The sequence below is a fragment of the Neorhizobium phenanthreniclasticum genome (assembly GCF_040066075.1).
Taxonomy (GTDB): Bacteria; Pseudomonadota; Alphaproteobacteria; order Rhizobiales; family Rhizobiaceae; genus Neorhizobium; species Neorhizobium petrolearium.
On record NZ_JBEAAL010000009.1, the window covers coordinates 14,665 to 36,022 of the forward strand.

At 63.3% G+C, this 21,358-nt stretch carries 20 protein-coding genes; 3 read left to right on the forward strand and 17 right to left on the reverse strand.

Annotation, left to right across the window (positions count from 1 at the left end; translation table 11 throughout):
- Nucleotides 1-2: 2 nt before the first annotated feature.
- The 16 genes from ABK249_RS14310 to ABK249_RS14385 all read right to left on the reverse strand — a co-directional run bounded on the left by ABK249_RS14310 (nucleotide 3) and on the right by ABK249_RS14385 (nucleotide 17,319).
- On the reverse strand, nucleotides 3-920 hold the full coding sequence (locus tag ABK249_RS14310; protein ID WP_227702588.1) for an ABC transporter ATP-binding protein: 918 nt from the start codon (nucleotides 918-920) through the stop codon (nucleotides 3-5).
- Nucleotides 917-1,927, reverse strand: coding sequence for an ABC transporter ATP-binding protein (locus tag ABK249_RS14315; protein WP_227702587.1), 1,011 nt, complete (start codon nucleotides 1,925-1,927; stop codon nucleotides 917-919). The genes ABK249_RS14310 and ABK249_RS14315 overlap by 4 nt, the downstream gene beginning before the upstream one ends.
- A gap of 7 nt (nucleotides 1,928-1,934) precedes the next feature.
- Nucleotides 1,935-3,125 (reverse strand): M24 family metallopeptidase, encoded by a 1,191-nt coding sequence (locus ABK249_RS14320; RefSeq protein ID WP_227702586.1) that lies wholly within the window; start codon nucleotides 3,123-3,125, stop codon nucleotides 1,935-1,937.
- Nucleotides 3,122-3,979, reverse strand: a complete 858-nt coding sequence (locus tag ABK249_RS14325) for an ABC transporter permease (protein WP_227702585.1) — start codon at nucleotides 3,977-3,979, stop codon at nucleotides 3,122-3,124. Before ABK249_RS14325 ends, ABK249_RS14320 begins: the two co-directional genes overlap by 4 nt.
- 12 nt (nucleotides 3,980-3,991) lie before the next feature.
- A complete protein-coding gene (locus ABK249_RS14330; RefSeq protein WP_227702584.1) occupies nucleotides 3,992-4,909 on the reverse strand; it encodes an ABC transporter permease in 918 nt (305 codons plus the stop codon).
- 34 nt (nucleotides 4,910-4,943) lie between these two features.
- On the reverse strand, nucleotides 4,944-6,431 hold the full coding sequence (locus ABK249_RS14335; RefSeq protein WP_407722060.1) for an NAD(P)-binding domain-containing protein: 1,488 nt from the start codon (nucleotides 6,429-6,431) through the stop codon (nucleotides 4,944-4,946).
- The gene (locus ABK249_RS14340) at nucleotides 6,431-7,402 is read right to left on the reverse strand and encodes a LysR family transcriptional regulator (RefSeq protein ID WP_227702582.1); all 972 of its coding nucleotides are present in this window, start codon (nucleotides 7,400-7,402) and stop codon (nucleotides 6,431-6,433) included. Before ABK249_RS14340 ends, ABK249_RS14335 begins: the two co-directional genes overlap by 1 nt.
- A 264-nt stretch (nucleotides 7,403-7,666) precedes the next feature.
- Nucleotides 7,667-8,572, reverse strand: a complete 906-nt coding sequence (locus tag ABK249_RS14345) for a LysR family transcriptional regulator (RefSeq protein WP_265105675.1) — start codon at nucleotides 8,570-8,572, stop codon at nucleotides 7,667-7,669.
- A 164-nt stretch (nucleotides 8,573-8,736) separates the two neighbouring features.
- The gene (locus tag ABK249_RS14350) at nucleotides 8,737-10,230 is read right to left on the reverse strand and encodes a carboxylesterase/lipase family protein (RefSeq protein ID WP_227702580.1); all 1,494 of its coding nucleotides are present in this window, start codon (nucleotides 10,228-10,230) and stop codon (nucleotides 8,737-8,739) included.
- A 7-nt stretch (nucleotides 10,231-10,237) separates the two neighbouring features.
- The gene (locus tag ABK249_RS14355; protein ID WP_227702579.1) at nucleotides 10,238-11,032 is read right to left on the reverse strand and encodes an ABC transporter permease; all 795 of its coding nucleotides are present in this window, start codon (nucleotides 11,030-11,032) and stop codon (nucleotides 10,238-10,240) included.
- Nucleotides 11,033-11,040: 8 nt separating this feature from the next.
- Complete coding sequence (locus ABK249_RS14360; protein WP_227702578.1) at nucleotides 11,041-11,922, reverse strand: ABC transporter permease; 882 nt, start codon at nucleotides 11,920-11,922, stop codon at nucleotides 11,041-11,043.
- Nucleotides 11,919-12,986, reverse strand: a complete 1,068-nt coding sequence (locus ABK249_RS14365; RefSeq protein ID WP_227702577.1) for an ABC transporter ATP-binding protein — start codon at nucleotides 12,984-12,986, stop codon at nucleotides 11,919-11,921. Before ABK249_RS14365 ends, ABK249_RS14360 begins: the two co-directional genes overlap by 4 nt.
- A 24-nt stretch (nucleotides 12,987-13,010) precedes the next feature.
- Nucleotides 13,011-14,093 carry an ABC transporter substrate-binding protein gene (locus tag ABK249_RS14370; protein ID WP_227702576.1) on the reverse strand — a complete coding sequence of 361 codons (1,083 nt, stop codon included), beginning with the start codon at nucleotides 14,091-14,093 and terminating at the stop codon, nucleotides 13,011-13,013.
- 130 nt (nucleotides 14,094-14,223) lie between these two features.
- On the reverse strand, nucleotides 14,224-15,225 hold the full coding sequence (locus tag ABK249_RS14375; protein ID WP_227702575.1) for a dipeptidase: 1,002 nt from the start codon (nucleotides 15,223-15,225) through the stop codon (nucleotides 14,224-14,226).
- Nucleotides 15,225-15,860 (reverse strand): 2-hydroxychromene-2-carboxylate isomerase, encoded by a 636-nt coding sequence (locus ABK249_RS14380; RefSeq protein WP_227702574.1) that lies wholly within the window; start codon nucleotides 15,858-15,860, stop codon nucleotides 15,225-15,227. Before ABK249_RS14380 ends, ABK249_RS14375 begins: the two co-directional genes overlap by 1 nt.
- The gene (locus ABK249_RS14385) at nucleotides 15,853-17,319 is read right to left on the reverse strand and encodes an NAD(P)-binding domain-containing protein (protein ID WP_227702573.1); all 1,467 of its coding nucleotides are present in this window, start codon (nucleotides 17,317-17,319) and stop codon (nucleotides 15,853-15,855) included. Before ABK249_RS14385 ends, ABK249_RS14380 begins: the two co-directional genes overlap by 8 nt.
- A 250-nt stretch (nucleotides 17,320-17,569) precedes the next feature.
- Here ABK249_RS14385 and ABK249_RS14390 point away from each other — a divergent pair, with 250 nt between their 5' ends.
- Genes ABK249_RS14390 through arsK form a run of 3 tightly spaced genes read left to right on the forward strand, consistent with a single transcriptional unit; the run spans nucleotide 17,570 to nucleotide 20,579 of the window.
- On the forward strand, nucleotides 17,570-17,890 hold the full coding sequence (locus tag ABK249_RS14390; RefSeq protein WP_037150282.1) for an ArsR/SmtB family transcription factor: 321 nt from the start codon (nucleotides 17,570-17,572) through the stop codon (nucleotides 17,888-17,890).
- Nucleotides 17,891-17,943: 53 nt separating this feature from the next.
- The gene (locus ABK249_RS14395) at nucleotides 17,944-19,347 is read left to right on the forward strand and encodes an FAD-dependent oxidoreductase (RefSeq protein WP_348863163.1); all 1,404 of its coding nucleotides are present in this window, start codon (nucleotides 17,944-17,946) and stop codon (nucleotides 19,345-19,347) included.
- Complete coding sequence (gene arsK / locus ABK249_RS14400; RefSeq protein WP_037150027.1) at nucleotides 19,344-20,579, forward strand: arsenite efflux MFS transporter ArsK; 1,236 nt, start codon at nucleotides 19,344-19,346, stop codon at nucleotides 20,577-20,579. Before ABK249_RS14395 ends, arsK begins: the two co-directional genes overlap by 4 nt.
- 85 nt (nucleotides 20,580-20,664) lie before the next feature.
- Here arsK and ABK249_RS14405 read toward each other — a convergent pair whose 3' ends face one another.
- The gene (locus tag ABK249_RS14405) at nucleotides 20,665-21,354 is read right to left on the reverse strand and encodes a winged helix-turn-helix domain-containing protein (protein WP_037150030.1); all 690 of its coding nucleotides are present in this window, start codon (nucleotides 21,352-21,354) and stop codon (nucleotides 20,665-20,667) included.
- Nucleotides 21,355-21,358: the final 4 nt, after the last annotated feature.

Sequence of the window (21,358 nt, forward strand, 5' to 3'; positions counted from 1 at the left end):
CGCTAACCTCCGAGGACGAAGTGCCGATCCCCGACCGCCCGTAGCGAGGCTTCCTCGGGCGGCAGGTTGGCATTGACATCAAAAGCGATGGGTCGGCGGTTGCGCTCGATATCCGGGTCGGGAACCGGGATCGCCGAAAGGAGCGCCTTCGTATAGGGATGCTGCGGGTTCTCGAAGATCGCCTCGCAGGGGCCGATCTCGACGATACGGCCGCGCAGCATCACCGCGACCCGATGGCAGAGGTAGCGGATCATCGACAGGTCGTGAGCGATGAAGAGGTAGGTTAGCCCCAGCTCGTCCTGCAGATCCTGGAACAGGTTGACGATCTGCGCCTGGATCGACACGTCGAGCGCGGTGATCGGCTCGTCCGCGACGATGAAGGCTGGGTTGAGCGCAATCGCCCGGGCGATGTTGACGCGCTGCCTCTGCCCGCCGGAAAACTCGTGCGGATAGCGTTTCATGAACGAGGGGTCGAGGCCGACCTTCTTGAAGAGGGAGGCGACCCGGTCCTGCCGCTCCGACCGCGCCCCGGCAAGCCCGTGCACGTCGAGCGGTTCGGCGACGAATTCTCCGACCGTCATGCGCGGATTGAGCGAGGCATACGGATCCTGGAAGATGATCTGCATGTCGCGCCGGTAGGGCTTGAGCATCGTCTTCGACAGGCCGGTGATGTTCTTGTTCCTGAAGAGAATGTCGCCGCTTGTCGGCGCCTCGAGCTGCAGCAGCACGCGTCCGGTCGTGCTCTTGCCCGAGCCGGATTCGCCAACGAGGCCGAGCGTCTCGCCGGCCGCAATGTCGAAGCTGACATTGTTGACGGCCTTGAGCGCAACTGTCCGGGACCCAAACAGCCCCCCTTCACCACCATAGGTCTTGCAAAGCCGGTTGACGGAAACGAGAGGGGTGGCGTGAAGCTCGGTCATGCCTGTGCCTCCATGCGCGCAAGCTCGGCACGCAGGTCGTACCAGGCCGCCACCCGATGGCCGGGAGTGCTGTCGGCAGCATTGACAAGCGGCGGCGTTTCCAATCTGCACCGCTCCGTAGCGAAGGGATTGCGCGGCGCGAAAGGATCGCCGACCGGTTCCTTCGTCAGATCGGGTGGATTGCCGGGAATCTGGTAGAGCCGGTTGATACCGCGCCGGCCGCCATGTGGAAGCGATTTCAGAAGACCCCAAGTATAGGCGCTGCGCGGATCGTGGAAAACGGAGCGGACCGGGCCACGCTCCATGATGCGGCCGCCATACATGACCTGCACCGTATCGGCCAGTCCGGCGACCACGCCCATGTCGTGGGTGATCCAGATGACGGTCGTGCCGATCTTGCGTTTCAGATCGCGGACGAGATCGAGGATCTGCGCCTGGACGGTGACGTCGAGCGCCGTCGTCGCCTCGTCGGCGATCAGGAGCTTCGGGTTGCAGGAAATGCCGATGGCGATCATCACCCGCTGACGCATGCCGCCTGAGAACTCGTGCGGATATTGCCGGGCACGGCGGGCGGCATCGGGAATGCCGACCAGTTCGAGAAGTTCGATCACCCGCGCCCGTGCCTGGCTCGTCGACATGCCGAAGTGCCGGCGCAGCGGCTCGGCGATCTGCCGCTCGATCGTCAGCACCGGGTTGAGCGAGGTCATCGGGTCCTGGAAGACGAAGCCGATCTCCTTGCCGCGCACCTCGAAAAGCTCGCGCTGAGAGAGTTTCAGCAGGTCGCGACCGTTGAAGATCACCTCGCCGCTGACGATGCGGCCCGGCGGCGTGGCGATCAGCCCAACCATCGAAAGCGCATGCACGCTCTTGCCCGAACCGGATTCGCCGACGATGCCGAGGGTCTCCCCCTCCTCAAGGGTGTAGGATACGTCGTTGACGGCATGCACCGTGCCGGACGGCGTGTCGAACGCGACGGTAAGATTACGGACCTCGAGCAGCGGAGCCATCGGACGCTCAGACCTCCAGGTAGCCGCCGGCGGAGCGGGTCAGGTATTCGCGGCCGGTCTCGGTCATGAGAACCGTGTCGGAAATCTGCGTGGCGCAAACGCAGGGCACACGGATATTGGGCTCGAAGGTGAAGATCATGCCCGGCTCCAGCACCAACGGAGAATTGGCATCGAGCGAGGAATGCTCATGGGCGCCGAGCCCGATTCCGTGGCCGATTCGGCCGGGAATATTGGCGCCATAGCCGCGCTTTTTCAGGCCCTCACGGGTCTTCTCGAACAGGTCCCTGTAGGGTGTGCCGGGCCTGATGATTGCGTCGACCTCCTCGCGGATTTCGAGGATGGCGTTGAGAGCCCGCCTGTTGACCTCCGGCAGCGGCCCCATGGCCACTGTCCGCTCGTTTTCCGCATGGATGCCGTTGGCGATCGTCCAGATGAGAACCGAGACCGCCTCGCCGCGCTGCGGCTTGCGCTGGGTGGGGTTATCGCAATTGAAGAACATGCGCGGGCCGGAGAGCACCCAGGTCCAGAGGCCGTTCTGAACGCCGCCCTCCAGGGAGCCGAAATCACAGACCTCCACATCGGGATAGTTTTCCGCCCAGAGCCTGTTCATCGCATGCATCGAGGCGACCGCGACATCCCGCTCCGTTCCGCCTGCCGCCAGCGTTTCGACCGCGGTATCCATGCCGAGGTCGGCGATCTTCGCGGCAATACGCGCCTGGGCGATCTCGTCGGGATCCTTGATCAGCCGGCAATGGTCGATGAGATGGCTGACATCGGTGAATGTCGCGTCCGGCAAGGCCTTGCGAAGCTGGCCGAGCCGCTGGATCGAGACGAACTCCTCCTCGATTCCGACCGTCTTTGCGGCAACGCCGAGGTCGCCGAGGATGGAGGCGAGCGCATCCTGCCAATTCGGCCCCATCGTCACCTTGGTGGACCATGCGCCATAAAGGCGAATGTCCGGTACCCAGGCGCTCGCCCGGCCATGATCGTCGCGCAGCGCATGCACGAGCATGATCGGATCATGGTCACGCGTGAGGATGGCAATCACCGGATGCGAATAGATGATCGGGTTGAAGCCGGTGAAATAGAAGCTGTTCTCCGGCTTGAAGGAAATGATGACATCGACCTCCTGTTTCGCCATACCCGCCTTGAGGCGTCCGACGCGGGGCGGCAGGCTGGATGGGGATATCTTGTTCATCGCATGGTCCTCAATTTCGGATCGAAATAGTCGCGCAGCCAATCCCCCAGGAGGTTGACGCTAAGCACGGTCAAAAGGATCGCGACGCCCGGGAAGGTGACGATCCACCAGGCCGTCGAGATGTAGACGCGGCCATCGGCCAGCATGCGGCCCCAGCTTGGGTTCGGCGGCTGGACGCCGAGGCCGAGGAAGGACAGCGCCGCATCCATGATGATGATGCGGGCGAGCTCCAGGGTCGCAATCACGAGCGCCGGAGTCAGGACGTTCGGCAGGAGATGCTTGATCATGATGCGCCAGGTCCCTGCCCCGATCGCATGCGCGGAAAGGATGAATTCCCTCTCCCGCAAAGCCAGAACCTGACCGCGGATGATGCGGGCGTAGCGCAGCCAGCTCGTCAGCGCGAGCACGACGACCAGATTGGTGGTGGATGGCCCCAGCGCCGCGATCACCAGGAGCGCGAGCAGCATGAGAGGCAGCGCGAGCTGGATGTCGACGATGCGCATCAGCACCCGATCGACCATGCCGCGATAATAGCCGGCGACGATGCCGAGAAGCGTGCCGACGATGCCGCCGAGAACGACGGCGGCCGTGGCGATCGTCAGCGTCACCCGGCTCCCGTAGACGATGCGCGAGAGGATGTCGCGGCCGAGCTCGTCTGTGCCGAGCGGATGGGCGCCCGGCGAAAAAAGCCCCGTCCAGGTGGGTGCCGCCATGCGGGCGACGAGGTTCGAGCGCGTCGGGACCGGCAGGCCGAGATAGGGCGCAAGCAGCGCGGCCAGAACGAAGATGGCGACGAGCGCGAAGCCGAACAGCCCGGCGCGGCTTTTCAGGAGGGCGAGGAAGAAGGACTTCATGGACCGCCCCCCTTATTGCCGGCTGATGCGCGGATCGAGCACGCCGTAGAGCAGGTCGACCAGCAGGTTGATGAGGATGAAGATAGCGGCAACGAGAGCGACACCCGCCTGAATGACCGGGAAATCCTGGGCCTGGATCGCCTGCATGATGATGCGTCCGACGCCCGGCCAGGCAAACACGGTCTCGATGACCACGGAGCCACCAAGCAACTCGCCGGCGATGATGCCGATCATGGTGACGACCGGGATCAGCGCGTTGCGGGCGATATGCCAGAAGAATACCGTGCGCGGCATGAGGCCCTTGGCGCGGGCGGTGCGGACATAGTCCTCGCGCATGATGTCGAGCAGCGACGACCGCAAAAGCCGGGCAATGGAGGCGGAGACGAAGACCGCAAGCGTCAGCCCCGGCAGGACCAGATGGGCGATCGTGCCCGAGCCGCCGGTCGGCAGCCAGCCGAGATCGACCGAGAAGACGAGGATCAGCATGATGCCGAGCCAGAAGACGGGTGTCGCCTGCCCCAGCAGGGCCGCGATCATGACGATGAATTCGGAGATGGTGCCGCGCTTCAAGGCGGCAACCGCGCCGGCGGCGCCACCGATCAGCGTACCGAACAGCAATGCGGTCCCGGCAAGCTCGATGGTCGCCGGCATGCGTTCGAGAACCACGTCCATCGCGGGACGAGTATGCTGGAAGGAGATGCCGAAATCTCCACACAGCATCGCGAACATGGACAGGGCATATTGTTCGAGGATCGGCCGATCGAGGCCGAGGGAGACCCGCAGCGCGTCGATCTCCTGCTGGTCGGCTCCGACCGGAAGCAGCAGCACCGCGGGGTCGCCCAGCACACGGCTGACGAAGAACACGATGGTCACTACGCCCCAGATGGCGAGCAGCGCTTCTGCGAGCTTGACTGCCAGGTAGCGGTTCATGGGCAAGGCCCCGCAGTGGCAAGAACCGTGTCTCTCATTCCGCCGCACCCTTTTCGAGATCGTCGAGCATTGCGGCGGAATCGGTCCACTCGTCGCCAAGCAATTCCGGCGTCTCGTACGCCACCAGGTTGGCAAAATGGGTTTCGCGATCAGCGACGAAGAGGCTGCGGGCGATGCCGCGCGCCAGCCGGCGCCCGCCATCACTGACGGCCGGGATATCGCCCGACAGCTTTCCGTGGCTGAGCGATGCCGGGTAATTGAAGCAATGAACGAGGCGCAACGACGGGCAGCTTCCCGGTGCCTTTTCCAGGAATTCGAAATCGGGACCGAGATAGGGCGAAGTCGCGAGCTCGCCGTTCTCCATGCCCTCGGCGGGCGCATAGGTGTCCTGCCAGAACCGGATGAAGGGCGCGAAATGGTGAAGTTCCGGCCGCTCATCGAGATCCACCCGGAAGCCTGTCGCGAAGATCACGAAGTCGTATTCCAGGTCGCCGCGGCTGGTCTCGACAATCACCCCGTCGCCCTTTTCACGCAGGCCGGTCACCCCGGTCGCCAGAAAGAAACGACCGTTCGGATGACGGGAGACCCGGAGCGTGGAGTCCCGCGGCGGCGGCGTCTGGGCGCCCAGCACATAGTCCATGAACTTCCACTTCCAGTCGTCGCTCAAGCCCGCAAAGCCCTGCACGACGCCCTGGCTGGAAATGCCGGTGAACTTGTTGATGCGCGGCATCTCCTTGCGGCGGATGATCATGTCGGCGCCGGCGGCCCCTGCTTCGAGGGCGGTCGCAGCATTGTCCATGGCCGAGGCCCCGGCACCGATCACGGCGACGCGCTTTCCCTTCAGGGCAGCAAAGTCGATGTCATCGGCCGAATGCGCCCAGAACCTGCGGTCCACGTGGTGTGCGAAGTCCGGCACGTAGCCGCGGCCGAGACCGTCGCGGCCGGTTGCAAGCACGACATGCCGTGCGTAGAGCCGCTCATCCTTTCCGCTTGCGAAGTCGGTCGCATCAATTGCGATCAGGTCGTCATTGACCGGCGCCATGCCGGTGACGGCGATGCAATTTCGAACCGGCAGGTCGAGCACCTTGCGATACCAGACCAGATAGTCCATCCACTGCTCTTTCGGGATTTTGCCAAGCGCCTCCCAGGTGTCCTGGCCGAACTGGGCAACATACCAGGCGCGGAAGGTCAGTGACGGCAAGCCGAGGGCCGGCCCCGTCAGTTGCTTGGGTGAGCGGAGCGTCTCCATGCGGGCGAATGTGACCCATGGCCCTTCGAGCCCCTGCGGAGCCCGGTCAAGGCAGACGACGTTGTGGATACCGAGCATCTTCAGCGATGCGGCCGCCACGAGCCCGCACATGCCGGCGCCGATGACGACGGCGTCATAGACACGCTTGCCGTCGTATTCGGTCGCCGGCACCCACTCCTTGGGAGGAAGCTCGAGGAGCGAAAGGTCGTCGGCCAGTCTGCTTTCGAGACCTGCCAGACCCGTCGCCGGCTGCTTGGCTTGGACGTTCAAGATCAATGCTCCTGTGCATGCTGGCCGGCGCCGAACGTGGCATCGGCAACGCGTTCGATATGACCCGGATCATGCGCGATGAAACCGGGCATGCGGGCGGCTGAAATCCTGATGATCAACTGGATGAGCTCAAGGACGCCATCCGGAAGCGGCCTGGAAGCCGCCGAGAAAATCCCCCAGAGAAACGGGACGTTCATGTCCAGAGGGCGGATTTCGACATTCTTCAGCTCGACGCCATAGGCGGTGGCGGGCTCGACGATCGCGATGCCGAAGCCGGTCGATGCGAGTTGCAACGCATTGAGCGCCGCATTGGTATCAACGATGCGCGACGGCCGGACACCGGCAACCTCAAGCGCCTGGTTGACGCGGCGGCGCAGACGGAAGGGGTTCGCCATGGTGATCAGGCAACGATCGGCGAAATCTTCCATGGAAATCGTCGGCTTGGCGGCCAGAGGATCATCCACCGCGACCGCCGCCACGCAAGGCGACTGAAATAGGCCATGCACTTCAAGACCAGGATGCTCGACCGGCAGCGATGCGACACAGAGATCGGCCGTGCGGGCAAGCACGGACTGGACCGCAGCCTCGGCCGAAATGCTGCGCAGATGGATGCTCCGGGGAAGCAGGCTTTCCGGCATCTCGGCCAGCGCCAGCGGAAGGAGACCGCTCGCGAAGGCCGGGATCGCGGCGATCTCGATGGGGCCGAGCTCAGAGGACGCGATTGTCTTCGCCCGCTCCTGGAGCTGGCCGATCCCGGTCAGGAAACGTTCCGCGTCGGCATGGAAGGCAATCGCCTTGGACGTGGGTGTGATGCGCGGGCCATTCCGTTCGAAGAGCGGAAACCCGACCGAAGCCTCCAGTTCCTGGACAAGCCGTGTCACCTGGGATTGCGAGCGATCCAAAAGGCGCGCCGCGGCGGTGATGCTGCCCGCCGACATGACCGCCAGAAAGACTTCGAGCTGCTTGATTTCCATCGCCAACCCATAATGCGCAAATTGCAGCATTGATCTATGTCAATTCGTTTAGTGCATAATAAGGTTTGAGGCAATAGAAAATCCCGCCTAAAAAATGTGCTTTCGGGATTCGATGTTCGAGCGTCTGCCCTGCTTTCGAAGGTCTCCGCGATCGCTCGACGCGCTCAAACGGACGTGCCGGGCGCAGCCATACTGGTTACGCCCAAGCATCTCGCGTTCGTTTCAAGGCTAAATGTCACCGTCTGGCGACAACCATCATCACGCCTATATGCTCGGCAGGCTGTCGTGCTTGATAAAGCTGGTCAGCTTCGATGCCTGGTGCTCGATCGCATCGATCAATCGCCGGACGGTCGCCGACAGCGGAAGTCCCGTCGCCGTGATCACGCCCCAATGGAACGGGACGTGGAAGCTCAGGGGGATGACGGAGACGTCCTTGATCGGCAAGCCGCTCAGAGTGACCGACTCGACGATCGCCACTCCAAGCCCCGCGCGCGCCAGCGAAAGCGAGACATAGGTGGCGTTGCTGTCGATGACGCCGCCCGGCTCGATGCCATGCTCGGCAAATGCGCGATCAATCCGCATCCGCAACCGGTACGGATTTGCCGAGGCGATCAGCCGGCGGCCGTGCAGATCGGCCGGTTGCAGCATGTCCTTCCCCGCCAGTTCGTCGCCAGCGGCCACGACGGCCACGCATGGCACCTCCCCGATCCAGTGGACGTCGATACCCGGATTGTCGAGCGGCAGGCTGGCAATGCCCACATCGGCCGTCCGCGCCAGAACCGCCTGGACGACATTCTCCGAAGCGATGCTCTGCACATGGACGTGTTCGGGAAAGAGTTCCTTTGGCAACTCCTGCAACGCAAGCGGGATCACACTCGCGGCGATCGCCGGAATCGATGCAAGTTCCACCGCCTTCGCCGGAGCAGTCTCGATCTGCCGGGCCCTTTCGCTGATGGTGCGCAGCCCGCTGAGGAACAGCTCTGCCTGGGAGAAAAAAGCGACCCCCTGCTCGGTCGGGGCGATCCGCGGCCCGTTGCGATGCAGTACCGGAAAACCCAGTTCCTGCTCCAGTTCCTGAATAAGCCTCGTCACTACCGGCTGGGATTTTCCAAGCGCCTTAGCAGCACCCGTCATACTGCCGATGGACATCACGGCCACGAAGGCCTCCAATTGCCGCGTATCAAGATATTCCGGAGGCATAGGGTTTCCCGTCTTCACCCTTACGAGTGACATTCCAGCATTCGTCGACGTGGTTGGTATAGCCATCTTATCCTTGGCGGACCAGTCCGGTTCAGAACGGGCGCTTATCGGTGTGAACGGTCGCGAGATCCTTTTCACGCGCCCGCGGTGCTCCAAAGCGCGGTGCGCCCATCGAAGGGGTCGGCGATGACGCGAAAATCCCTGCTATCCATATGCAGCACCTCTGGCTGCGAGGCCGAATAGCGGGGCCAGTCACCGGCCGGCGACGTCGGCATCTCGTCGCGAATGAAGGAAACCCAGACGTCGTGAACAACCGTCGCGAAATCCGGTTGGGTGACGGCCTGCCGCGTCGGCAGATGGCTGACATCCATGCCGCGCCGGTACCAGACCTCACCGACTTCGGCGCCGTGCGGCGCTCCGAGTTCATCGGCTCCGATCGGCCCGTAGAGGTATTTGTAAACGGGCTGGTGGACCGCACGCAGGCGGGCGAAGCGCGTCGCCGGGTTCTGGAAGACAAGATCGCCACCGACGGCGCGCCAGATGCCGCGTGGAGAATGATCCGGCAACGCACGCCGATAGCGCTCGACGATCCCGGCCCCGGTCAGCCCCATCGGCCGCACGCGTTCGTGCAGCAGGCTTGCGGCGATCTCGAAATCCATGTCCGGCTGCGCCGTCGCATGGGTCACGTATTCGCCGGTCGTGCAGCCGATCATCATCGGCACGGCCATGGTTTCGCCATCCGCTGCGGCGGCTTCCGGGTGTCGCGGAAGCGAGGTGCCGTCGATGACCGGGACGAAGGGGACACCCAGCATCGAGGCCGAGCCGTCCCGCTCGAAGTCATGCCGTTCGTAGGATTCGTTGCAGAGATCGCGCTGCGCAACGAGCAGGGTCTCGAAGGGCATGTCGTGAAGCTCGGCCTCCGTCACCTGCAGGTAGTCGAGCATGCGACGATTGAGCTTCTGCGCATCGTCCATCGTGGAAATGCCGGTGCTCGCTCCGCTTTGCGGCATCGCCCTGGTGAAGAGACCCTGCGCCGCCGGCATGGCCATGACCGCCGCGATCGCGAAGCCACCGGCGGAACGGCCCGCGAAGGTGACGCGCTTCGGGTCACCGCCGAAGGCTTCGATATTGTCGCGAACCCATTGAAGCGCGGCGATCTGGTCGAGCAGGCCGCGATTGTCCGGCGAACCGTCGTTCAGATGCAGGAAGCCGAGCGCGCCCAGCCGATAGTTGACGGTGACCTCGACGATGCCACTGGCCGCAAAGGCGCCGCTTTGCAGAATGGCCTCGTTCGCCGAACCGACGGCATAGCCGCCGCCATGGATCCAGACGAGTACCGGAGCGGAACCGGTTACCGACGGCGTCCGGATGTTGATCGTCAGGAAGTCCGTGCCGAACTCCAGTTTCGATGCGGCCGCCTTGCCTACGGGACCGTAGGTCGGGATCTGCGGACAGACTGCGCTGAGTGTCCTGGCAGAGCGGATGCCGGGCCACCGGGCCACCGGCTGCGGCGCCGCAAAGCGCCGCTCCGGCGTGATCGGCGCGGCATAGGGAACCCCGAGAAAGACGTGATATCCGTTTTCCCGAAAACCCTCGACAGGACCGCCCGTTGTTTCGACGATTGTCATGCCGACCTCATATTGCCCTGCGCAGGCCGACCAATCTTTCGACCGCGACCACGACGCCGATGGAGATCAGGATCAGGATGACGGAAAGGGCGGCGATCTGCGGATCGGTGGAATATTCGAGATAGTGATAAATTTCGGTCGGCAGCGTGGACGCCTTGACCGAGACGATGAAGAGCGAAATCGTCGCCTCGTCGAAGGAGATCAGGAAGGCGATCACGGCGCCGGCGATCAGGCCGGGACGCACCAGCGGCAGGGTGATGCGCCAGAATACCATGGCCGGAGACGCCCCGTGCACCAGTGCGGCCTCCTCCACGCGCGTGTCGACGGCCATCAGGCTCATGGTGATCGTCCGTACCGTGTAAGGGATCGTGATGCCGAGATGGGCAAGTACGATGCCGGGATAGGTGTCGAGCAGCCCGATCGGCGCGATGACCAGCATGATGCCGACGGCCAGCACGATATGCGGCACGAGGAAGGGCGCGAGGATGAGAAAATTCACCGCCGCCTTGCCGCGGAACTTGTAGCGCACCAGCGACAGCGACAGGAGCATGCCGGCCGAAACCGAAACGATGCCGACAATCGTGCCGATCGCCAGGCTGCGCCAGAAGGCCGAAATGAACTTCGCATTGTGGAAGACCTTCACATAGGATCCCAACGAGAAGCTTTCCGGCGGAAAAGCGAGATACTGGCGCGTGTCGAAAGAGATGATGAAAACGATGACGATCGGCGCCAGCAGGAACAGATAAAGCAGCGTGATCAGCGTATTCCAGGCGACGCGGCCGAGGATCGAGGTGTTCTGCATGGCCGACCTCACACTTCGAGCGCGCGCAGCGCACGCTGGTAGAGAAGGATGATGCTGCTGAACAGCACGAGCAGCATGACCGAGAGCGCCGCAGCCAGCGGCCAGTTGAGCGTCACCGTCGCCTCGTTGAAGACTTCCGTGCCGAGGACGAAGACGCGCCCTCCCCCCATCAGGCGCGGCGTCACGAAGGAGGAGATCGCCAGCACGAAGACGAGGAGCGCCGCCGTCAGCACGCCGGGCAGGCTGAGCGGCAGGACGATGCGCGTGAACACCTTGAGCCGGTTGGCGCCGAGCATCGCGGCTGCCTCCTCCAGTTGAACGTTCAGTCGGCCGAAGCCGCTGAGCATGGCGAGGATCGCATAGGGCATCAGGATTTCGATCAGCGCGACGGTGGCACCGAAGCTGTTGTTGGTGAGACGGATGACGCCATCGGTCAGCGACAGCGCCTGCAGCGTGCTGTTGATGACGCCCCGGTCTCCGAGGATCACCATCCAGCCGTAGGTCCGGACGACGGACGACGTCAGCAGAGGTGCCACCGCGAGCGCCGTCAGCACGCCCCGAAAGCGGCTTTGCGTCCGGGCCAGGAAGAGCGCGATCGGATAGGACAGGATGACGGCGAAGATCGCGACATTGAAGCCGAGAACCAGCGTATTCCAGGCTACTCGCCAGTAGAACGGATCGAACAGAACGGTCGTATAGGATTCCGATGTCCAGTCGCCGCCGCTCAGCGCCCCGACAGATGAAGATGCGAATGAGGCACGGAACAGCCAGAGGAGCGGCAGCAGGAAGGTGACGACCAGCGCGACGAGGCCGGGCAGAAGCAGCAGCAGGAGGATGCCTCGCGAGGCGGCCGGCGCGCCGGCTGCAGGCGCTGTCACGGCGGCGCTCATGCAGCCTCCCGACCGATGAGGGTCACGTCTTCGGGCGCGACGGTCAGGGTGACCTGATCGCCCTTCTGCGGCAGGACACCCGCATGCGTTGGCAGATCGGCCTGCAGCAGACGGCTGCCGCAACGCACGCTCAGCGTCAGGATCTGACCGCGATAGACGATGTGCTCGACGGTGCCGGTAAAGCTGTTCGGCTGGCCGTCCTCTCCTGCGAGGAGCAGGCGATGGGGCCGGACCATCAGCCTGACCGGCGATCCGACAGCGGCTTCACCGACGAAACGAAGCGGCGGCAGGCCGTCGACAACCGCCATGCCCGGCCCGGCAACCTTGCCTTCGAAAAAGGTCCCGGCACCGATGAAGGAGGCGACGAAATCGGTCTGCGGCCGGTCGAAGATTTCGCGCGGGGTTCCGATCTGCTCCAGCCTGCCTGCCGACATCACCGCCAGACGGTCGGCCATCGAAAGCGCCTCGTCCTGATCGTGGGTGACGAAGATGGCGGTCACGCCGGTGCGTGCCTGGATGTCGCGGATTTCATCGCGCATCTCATCGCGCAGTTTCGCATCGAGGTTCGACAGCGGCTCATCGAGCAACAGGAGTTCCGGCTCGATCACCAGCGAACGAGCGATCGCCGCGCGCTGCTGCTGGCCGCCGGAAAGCTGGCTGACCTTGCGCTCGCCAAAACCGGCAAGCTTGACGAGGTCGAGTGCCTTCCTGACGCGCTCCTCGCGCTCGGCCCTGCCGACCTTGCGCATTTCGAGGCCGAAGGAGATGTTCTCCGCGACCGTCATGTGGGGAAACAGGGCATAGGCCTGGAAGACCATGCCCATGTTCCGCTTGTAGACGGGAATGGAGGAAACGTCCCTGCCGTCGAGCCTGATCGCGCCCGATGTCGGGGCGATCAGACCGGCGATCATGCGCAGGATCGTCGTCTTGCCGCAGCCGGAAGGCCCGAGCAGGGCCAGCATCTCGCCGCGCGGCAGCGAGAAGCTGACGTGATCCACGGAAGGCTTCTGGGCGCCTGGATAGGTCTTCACGAGATTTTCGATGATGACGTGATGATCAGCCATGACGGCCAGTTCCCTCAAGACAGATCAGTTGAGCGCGATGACTTCGCGGTTGATGCGCTGGATCCAGGCGGAATATTTCTCCGCGACAAAGTTCCAGTCGAGCGACATCTGGGCGGCCTGGGCTTCCTTGGAGCCGTAGATGCGCGCGGCAACCGCGTCCGGCAGGGTCACCTTGGTATTGACCGGTCCATAGAAGCTCTTTTCGGCGAAGGTCGCCTGTGCCTCGGTGCCCAGCGCATAGTTGATGAAGAGCTGTGCCGCCTCGGCATTCTTGGAGTTTTCGACGAGACCGATCGTATTGGTCTGGCCGATCGAGCCTTCCTTCGGCGCGGCAACAGCAATCTTGCCGCCCTGGGTGTCGTGCAGGTATTGCGCGCGGCCGTTCCAGCAGATGGAAAGGTCGACTTCGCCGCTCTGGACGACGGCGTAGCAATCCGGCGCCGGCTCCCAGGTCGAGACGTTCGGGGCGATTTCCTTGAGCATGTCGATCGCCGGATCGACGGTGTCCTTGTAGTCGGCGCCCTTCAGCTTGTCGAGGATCGGCAGCAGGATGACGCCGCGCGTATCACCAAGCTTCGCGGCGATCCTGCCCTTGTATTTCGGGTCGGTCAGGTCGTTCCAGCTTGTCGGCGGCTGCTTCACGCTGTCGGTATTGTAGAGGATCGCCAGATTGTCCTGCGAGAAGGCGACCGCCTTGTCGCCGTCGAGGCGGGCCCAGTCCGGCATTTCGGCAAGGCTCGGGACCTTGGCCGGGTCGAGCTTGGCGAAAATGCCGCTCTTGTTGGCCTTGATGGCGACCGAGACGTCGATCAGGGCCACGTCGATCTTCGGGTCCGCCTGCTGAAGCGTCAAAAGGGCGAGCGTCTCTGCGGAATTCTTGCTCTGCTGGTACGTCACCTCGATGCCGGGATATTTTTCCTTGAAGGCAGCGATGATGAACTTCTGGTAATTGTCGGCGAAAACGCCGGAAAAACCGACGACGTTCACCGTTCCCTTGATCGAGGCATCCTGGGCCTGGGCCGCGCCGGCAAATGCGGCAAGGCCGGCTGCAAGAATGCCGGCGCTGAGGAACATCCGCGAAATTCCGTTTTGCATGCGTATCGTCATGTCCGTCTCTCCAGTTTTAGGCATGGCGTGTGTTCTTATATCCCCATGCAGTTCCCTGATCCCGCAAACGCGGTCTCCCGCTCGATAAGCCGAGGCAATTCTTCCTACCGACAGTCCATGCCGGAGAAGATCAGGCCATCGGCGTCCAGGCCGCGTCGAGCACGCGCAGCCAGTTCCTGCCAAGAAGCTTGAGCACCAGTTCCTCGCCCCAGCCGCGTGCCAGCATGCGGGCCGTCAGGTTCGGCATCTCGGTCATCCGCTGGATTCCCTTGGGCTTTGATATCTTGACCGAACCGAATTCGGTCAGCGTACGTGCGGTACCCTTGTCCTTGTTGGCCCAAAGCAGCCAGGGACCGGGACGCGGCCGGTCTAGCGAGAAGTCCGTGCCGATGCCGACATGGTCCTCGCCGACGAGGTCGATCACGTAAGACATGGCATCGAGGTAATCCTCCACCGTCGCGTCGTTGCCGGCGGCAAGGCCCGGCGCGAAGAGGCTGACGCCGATCAGGCCGCCCTTTTCGGCGCAGGCGACGAACAATTCGTCTGGCTTGTTGCGTTTGACGTCCCGCAGCGCCCGCGGCAGGATATGCGAGATGCAGACCGGCTTCTTCGAATAGGCGATGACGTCGGCACTGGTCTTGTCGCCCACATGGCTCAGGTCGCAGAGCACGCCGACGCGGTTCATTTCCGCCAGCACTTCCCTGCCGAAGCCGGTGAGCCCGCTGTCGACTTCCTCCAGGTAGCCTGCGCCGGAATAGTTCTGGGTATTGTAGGTAAGCTGCATGATGCCGACGCCGAGATCCTTGAAGATCTCCACGTAGTCGAGCTTGTCTTCCAAAGGCGAGGTGTTCTGCCAGCCGATGATGATGCCGGTCTTGCCTTCCGCCTTGGCGGCATGGATATCGGCGACGGTACGGACCGGCCGGATGATGTCGTCGTTCTCGCGCAGGAAGCGCTTCCACTCGGAAACGTAGCCGATCCCTTCGCGGAAATTCTCCCAGAGAAGGGAGGAGACGTTGACGGTCGTCAGGCCGCCGGCGCGCATTTCCTCGAAGATCGACCGGCTCCACTGGCAGGTCTGGAGGCCATCGACGATGATTGCGTTATCATGCAGTTTTCTTGCGTCGGTCATCACGCCGTTTCCTTGCGCATTTCAATGGTCTTGCCGGCCTTCAGGGCGCGGTCGACGAATTCCAGGCGATCCTGCCCCCAGAAGAGTTCCTTGCCGAGGACGTAGGTCGGCGTGCCGAAGACACCAAGCCGCTCGGCCTCCGCGAGATTGCCGTGCCACTCCGCGACGATATCGTCCGGCTGCGGATCGGCGACGAGCCCTGCCGCAGTCTCGCCGGCCGTTGCCCGCGCGATATCGCGGAGGGTGGAGAGGTCGGCGATGTCGCGGTCCTCGGCCCAAAGCGCCCGCTGCACGGCGAACGAGAAGGAAATCGCGTCGAGGCCCGCCTTCTGGAGCGCGATCACCGCCTGCGCGGCTGGCTCGATCGTGCGGCAGGGGTAGAATTTCGGTTTCAGGTTAAGCGGCATGCCGAGATAGTCCCGCCAGCGGCGCAGTTCGACCTCGTGGTAGAGCTGGCGCGCATCGGGACGCTTGCGCAGCGGGATGCCGCCATTCGCCTCGATGATGCGGATCGGCCTGAGCCGCACGCCTGCGTCATTCTCACGGGCAATCGCAACCGCCCTTTGGGCGCCGAAATAGGCCCATGGCGACGAGATGCCGTAGAAAATCTGAAGCTCCGGACGTCGTTCATCCATTGGCAATGCTCATGTCCTCGTCAATATCCGCGTCCGTCCATTCGTCGCCCAGAAGTTCCGGCGTATCGAATGCGAGAAAGCGATCGAGATGGTAGGTCCGGTCCTCCACGAAGAGCGACCGTGCGAGACCCGTCGCCAAGCGCGCCGCGCCATCGCTGATCGAAGGTATCCCGCTGGTGATCTTTCCGTGCGAGGGAACCGCCGGATAGGCGAAGCAGGCGACCCGCGAGACCGAGGCGGCAAGACCGGGATCGAGCCCCGGCTTCGGCAGAAATTCGAAAGAAGGGCCGAGATAGGGCGTCGAACCAACACCTTCATGCTCCCACCCGGCGGGCGGAGTGTAAGCGTCGCGCCAGAGCAGGATCTTGCCGGCGAGCGCGGAAAATTCCGGCCGCTTGCCGAAATCGACCGAGAAACCCGTCGCGAAGATCACCAGATCGGTCCGGTAACGCCCCTTCGGCGTCACCACGTCCACCGCATCGCCGGCCTCGACGAGCTCACTTATCGGGCTTGCCAGATGAAAGAAGGCGTTCAGATGGCGCGAGACGCGCAGCACGCTGTGGCGCGGCGGCGGGATCTGGGCCCGTTCGCCGGCAACCATATAGGTCCACTTGTCCGCATCCGGCAGGCCGACATAACCCTGCGTCATGCCCTGGTTGCCGACCCCGGTGAATTTGTCGACGCGCGGGATATCGGCACGACGCACAAAGATGTCGACGCGCGCAGCACCCGCCTCCAGGGCGGCTGCGGCATTGTCCATCGCCGATGCGCCGGCGCCGACGACAGAAACGCGCTTGCCCTTCAAGGAAGCCATGTCGATGACATCGGCGCCGTGTTTCACGAAGCGCGACGGCACGCGGGCGGCGACATCTGGAAGCGTCGGAGCGCCGAGCCCGTCGAGGCCGGTCGCCAGAACCACGCGGCGGGCGAGAACCTGCTCCTTCGCTCCGGCCCTTTCGAAGTCCAGAGCGATCAGGCCATCTTCGCGAAAGCCGATTGCCGACAGGGTGGCGTCGTTGACCACGTCGAGATCGAGGACCCGCCGATACCAGACGAGATAGTCCATCCACATGGGACGTGGAATGAGGCCCATATCGAGATAGGCCTGAGCGCCATATTGCGCCTCGAACCACGCACGGAAAGTCAACGACGGGATGCCGAGCGCCGGCCCCGCGGCATCTTTGCGGGTACGCAGCGTCTCCATCCGCGCATAGGTGATCCAGGGGCCCTCCCGCCCTTTCGGAGCGCGGTCGAAGGCGCGGACATTGCAGATGCCGACCTTCTTCAAGGCGGCCAGCGTCACCAGCCCGCAGAGACCGGCCCCGATTACGGCCACGTCCAGAACCTCGGCACTATCGACTTCGGTCCTAGGAAGCCAGGCCTTCGGCGGCTGGTTGAGCCACAGGAGATCGAGCTGAAGCCTGCGCTCGAGATCTTCGAGCGAAGCTGGTCGGTGCAAGGATGAACCAGAGAGCGTCACGAGCGACCTATAATTCGGAAAACGAATGACACCTTCATTACGATACAAAAACAGAAATGTAAAGCGTCTGATGAAAAACGGGGCACATTCGACCGCCGCCTTAATTGTGAACAATCGGGATCGTTGTAAGGACCTGGCAGCACCGGCATTGCATGCCTTGGGCTTGGCAAGGAAGCACGTCCGGCAGAAGTGCTTGACGGGCCACGCTCGGCGCGGTATCGGTATTTCCATGAATATCGAAATAGCGTCCTCACAGATGGAATCCCTGGGCAACCCGACGCGGCTGCGGATTTACCGCACGCTGGTTCGGGCGGGCTTCGACGGGCTCCCGGTCGGCGGCCTCCAACAGCGGCTGGAGATTCCGGCTTCGACTCTGTCGCATCATTGCAGGAAGCTGATCGATGCGGGACTGGTGACGCAGGAGCGAAACGGAACGACGCTGATCTGCCGGGCAAACTACAAGGCAATGTCGGCGCTGATCGGCTATCTGGCCGATGAGTGCTGTGCGGACGGCCGATGCGAGGACGTGGAGGCGGCCGCGGTGGCCTGATTTTTTTGCCCACATATTTCGAATTAACTAGAAATACGGAAGGAGACAGGTAAATGCCTTCGAAGCTACCCATAGCAGTTATAGGTGCGGGTCCCGTGGGTCTCGCCGCGGCAGCGCAGCTTATGAAGCGCGGCCTCCGTCCACTGGTCCTGGAAAGCGGGCCGTCGGCGGGAACGTCGCTGCGGGCCTGGGGGCACGTGCGTGTCTTCTCGCCCTGGCGCTATGTCATCGAGAACTCGGCCGCCGAACTGCTTCACCGGTCGGGCTGGATTGCCCCGGATCCCGAAGAACTGCCGACCGGGGCGGAGATCGTCGAACGGTATCTCGATCCCCTCGCCCGGCTCGCGGAAATCGCCCCACATGTCGCCTACGGTTCGACCGTGACCGCCGTGACGCGCGAGAACCTCGACAAAGTCACCAGCCGGGGACGCGGCGCTTCGCCTTTCGTGATCCGCTATGTCGATGCCTCTGGTGAAGAGAAGGCTGTCCTCGATGCGTCCGGGACATGGAGACGCCCAAGCCCGATGGGCGTGGACGGCCTTCCGGTTATCGGAGAAAGCAAAGCGGGCGGCAGGATCGCCTATGGGATTCCGGACGTATCCGGCGTCGGCAAGCCGGACTATGCCGCTGCATCGATCCTCGTCGTCGGCAGTGGCCATTCCGCCATCAACGTGGTGCTGGCGTTGCTCGAAGTCCAGAAGACCGCGCCGACCACGGCCATATCATGGGCGCTGCGCCGCAATGGAATCGACCGTCTTCTCGGCGGCGGATTGAACGATCAGCTTCCGGCTCGCGGCGATCTCGGGCTGGCGGCGAAGGAGGCGATCGACAGCGGCCGCGTGAAGCTGCTGGCCCCCTTCGCAGTCCAGTCCGTCCGCGAGAATGGCGGCCGCCTCGACGTGGAGGCTTTGCACGACGGCCGGCATGAGCGGCTTGCCGTCGACCGCATCGTGGTGGCCACGGGCTTCCGTCCCGATCTCGACATCCTGAAGGAACTCCGGCTCGATCTCGATCCGGCCGTGGAAGCCCCCCACCGTCTCGCACCCATGATCGATCCGAACCTGCATTCCTGCGGAACGGTGCCGCCGCATGGCGTGGTCGAGTTGACCCAACCGGAACCCGGCTTCTTCATCGTCGGTTCGAAATCCTATGGGCGCGCGCCGACATTTCTCATGGCAACGGGGTACGAGCAGGTCCGCTCGGCCGTGGCGGAACTCGCAGGCGACAGCAACGCCGCCCGCGAGGTGCATCTCGTTCTCCCGGAAACCGGTGTCTGCAGCGTAACCAATCCAGTGCTCGCAGAGGCAGCGTCCGGTGGCTGCTGCGGTGGTCCTGCTCTTTCTGAAGTCGACGCGTGCTGCATCGCCGACATGAAGGCCAAGACTGATGGCAAAGCTGGTTGTGGCTGTGGTACATCCACTGCGGTGGAACGGAACGATGTGGAACCTGCAGAATGACCGAGCGGAAAGCTCCCGCGCGCCTGATCTGGGCGCTCGGCGCAACACAGATCATCGGCTACGGTACCCTTTATTATTCCTTCAGCATCCTCGCGCCGGACATGGCACGAGACTTCTCCATCCAACAAGACAGGCTTTTCGGGCTGCTATCGGTGGCGCTGCTGGTTGGCGGACTGTTCGCACCGAGAGCGGGAAACTGGGCGGACCGGTTCGGAGCCGGCCGGCTCATGGTCCCCGGTTCGCTTGCTGCCGCCATCTCGCTTGGCTGCGCGGCCGCATCGCCGAATGCGACGACGTTCGGTATTTCACTCGTCGCAATGGAGATCGCCTCCAGCTTCGTTCTCTACAGCACGGCATTTGCAGCGATCGTGCAGGTTGGAGGCAGCAAGCCACAGCGCAGCATAACCCATCTGACGCTGATCGCGGGATTCGCATCAACGCTCTTCTGGCCGCTCACGGCAACACTGCATGACTATCTCGGCTGGCGTGAGATCTACCTCGTCTTCGCGATCCTGAATATCGCCGTGTGCCTTCCGATCCATTGGTGGGTCGGGAGACTGCCCCGCGACGTGCCCGAACCACGGGCATCAGTAAATCAATCCGGAGCGATGGCCGTTCAGCCTGAAGCCGGCCCCGCGTTCAGTGGCGTCTTTATTCTGATGCTTGCGGGCTTTGCCCTGGAAGGATTCGTGCTGGCCTCCGTGCTGGTCCACATGGTTCCGCTGCTGACAGCACTTGGGCTTGGCACGGCAGGCCTCATGGTCTCCACCCTCTTCGGTCCCTCGCAGGTCGCCAGCCGCCTCCTGAACATGATCTTCGGAGGGCGCTTGTCACAGACGGTGCTCGCCGTGATCTCCGCGGGATTGCTCGCCGTCGCCCTTATCGTCCTGATGGCGACAAGTCCGTGGCTCCCCGGTCTCATCGCATTCGCGATCCTGTTCGGTCTGGGATCGGGGCTCGCAAGCATCGTCGGGGGAACGCTTCCACTGGAGCTTTTCGGAAGGCACGGTTATGGCGCACGGCTCGGCTGGGTGACCGCCGCACGCCAGTTTTCCTCAGCACTTGCCCCCTTTGCGTTCGCTGTCATGCTGGGAACTTGGGGGGTCGGCCAGGCAGTATCGATCAGCATTCTGGGAGGCGCGGCGGCCGTCGGCCTGTTCGGAGCGATCGCCTTCGCCCGCTACAGAGCAACAAGACCAGCAGCTGGACCTTTCGGTGGTTCGCAGGCCTGACAAGACACGACAAACAGGAGATGCAGGCCCCTCGGCGAAGCCCTAAAGAAAAGCAGCATAGGCCTTCCAACGATCGCGAGAAAATTCAGACGTCGCCGAGGGCGTAGCCCGCTCCGCGGACGGTCCGGATCACCTGGTCAGCCTTGCCCAGGCTGATGCCCTTCCGGAGGCGACCGATGTGCACGTCGACGGCGCGCTCGTCCACGGTTGCACCATCACCCCAGAGCGACCTTTTCAGCTCCGTCCGCGAATAGACCCGTCCCGGATACCGCATCAGGAACTCGAGAAGCCGGAACTCGGTGGGGCCGAGCCTGACTTCCTTCTTCTGCCTGTGGACCCTGTGTGCTTCGCGGTCGAGGGTCAGGTCTCCGACCCTGATCATATGGCTCAGAAGATTCGGATGCATGCGGCGAAGAAGGTTCTTCACCCTTATGGCAAGCTCGACGGAGGGGAATGGCTCTACGAGGCAGTCATCCGCGCCGGCAGCGAGACCCGTCAGCCTGTCGCTCTCGCTTTCCGCCGGAACAAGCAGGACCACGGGCACCCGCATCGTTGCTGGTTCGGTACGAAGTCTTCGGCAGATCTCGATGCCATTCAGCCCCGGAAGGGACGAACTCAGCACCAGTACATCGGGAAGGCTCGAAACCAACCGCTCCATCAGCTCGGAGCCCGCCGAAAGCAGCGTCACGTCGAAACCTTCATCGACAAGGGAGAACCGCAGCACTTCGCGCAGCGTTTCATCGCCATCGATCACCACGACAACTCGCGCTCCCATCGCG

Coding starts and splice junctions, on each gene's coding strand:
- ABK249_RS14310 (WP_227702588.1), bottom strand. CDS start 920: ATGACCGAGCTTCACGCCACCCCTCTCGTTTCCGTCAACCGGCTTTGC.
- ABK249_RS14315 (WP_227702587.1), bottom strand. CDS start 1,927: ATGGCTCCGCTGCTCGAGGTCCGTAATCTTACCGTCGCGTTCGACACG.
- ABK249_RS14320 (WP_227702586.1), bottom strand. CDS start 3,125: ATGAACAAGATATCCCCATCCAGCCTGCCGCCCCGCGTCGGACGCCTC.
- ABK249_RS14325 (WP_227702585.1), bottom strand. CDS start 3,979: ATGAAGTCCTTCTTCCTCGCCCTCCTGAAAAGCCGCGCCGGGCTGTTC.
- ABK249_RS14330 (WP_227702584.1), bottom strand. CDS start 4,909: ATGAACCGCTACCTGGCAGTCAAGCTCGCAGAAGCGCTGCTCGCCATC.
- ABK249_RS14340 (WP_227702582.1), bottom strand. CDS start 7,402: ATGGAAATCAAGCAGCTCGAAGTCTTTCTGGCGGTCATGTCGGCGGGC.
- ABK249_RS14350 (WP_227702580.1), bottom strand. CDS start 10,230: ATGACAATCGTCGAAACAACGGGCGGTCCTGTCGAGGGTTTTCGGGAA.
- ABK249_RS14355 (WP_227702579.1), bottom strand. CDS start 11,032: ATGCAGAACACCTCGATCCTCGGCCGCGTCGCCTGGAATACGCTGATC.
- ABK249_RS14360 (WP_227702578.1), bottom strand. CDS start 11,922: ATGAGCGCCGCCGTGACAGCGCCTGCAGCCGGCGCGCCGGCCGCCTCG.
- ABK249_RS14365 (WP_227702577.1), bottom strand. CDS start 12,986: ATGGCTGATCATCACGTCATCATCGAAAATCTCGTGAAGACCTATCCA.
- ABK249_RS14370 (WP_227702576.1), bottom strand. CDS start 14,093: ATGACGATACGCATGCAAAACGGAATTTCGCGGATGTTCCTCAGCGCC.
- ABK249_RS14375 (WP_227702575.1), bottom strand. CDS start 15,225: ATGACCGACGCAAGAAAACTGCATGATAACGCAATCATCGTCGATGGC.
- ABK249_RS14380 (WP_227702574.1), bottom strand. CDS start 15,860: ATGGATGAACGACGTCCGGAGCTTCAGATTTTCTACGGCATCTCGTCG.
- ABK249_RS14390 (WP_037150282.1), top strand. CDS start 17,570: ATGAATATCGAAATAGCGTCCTCACAGATGGAATCCCTGGGCAACCCG.
- ABK249_RS14395 (WP_348863163.1), top strand. CDS start 17,944: ATGCCTTCGAAGCTACCCATAGCAGTTATAGGTGCGGGTCCCGTGGGT.
- arsK (WP_037150027.1), top strand. CDS start 19,344: ATGACCGAGCGGAAAGCTCCCGCGCGCCTGATCTGGGCGCTCGGCGCA.
- ABK249_RS14405 (WP_037150030.1), bottom strand. CDS start 21,354: ATGGGAGCGCGAGTTGTCGTGGTGATCGATGGCGATGAAACGCTGCGC.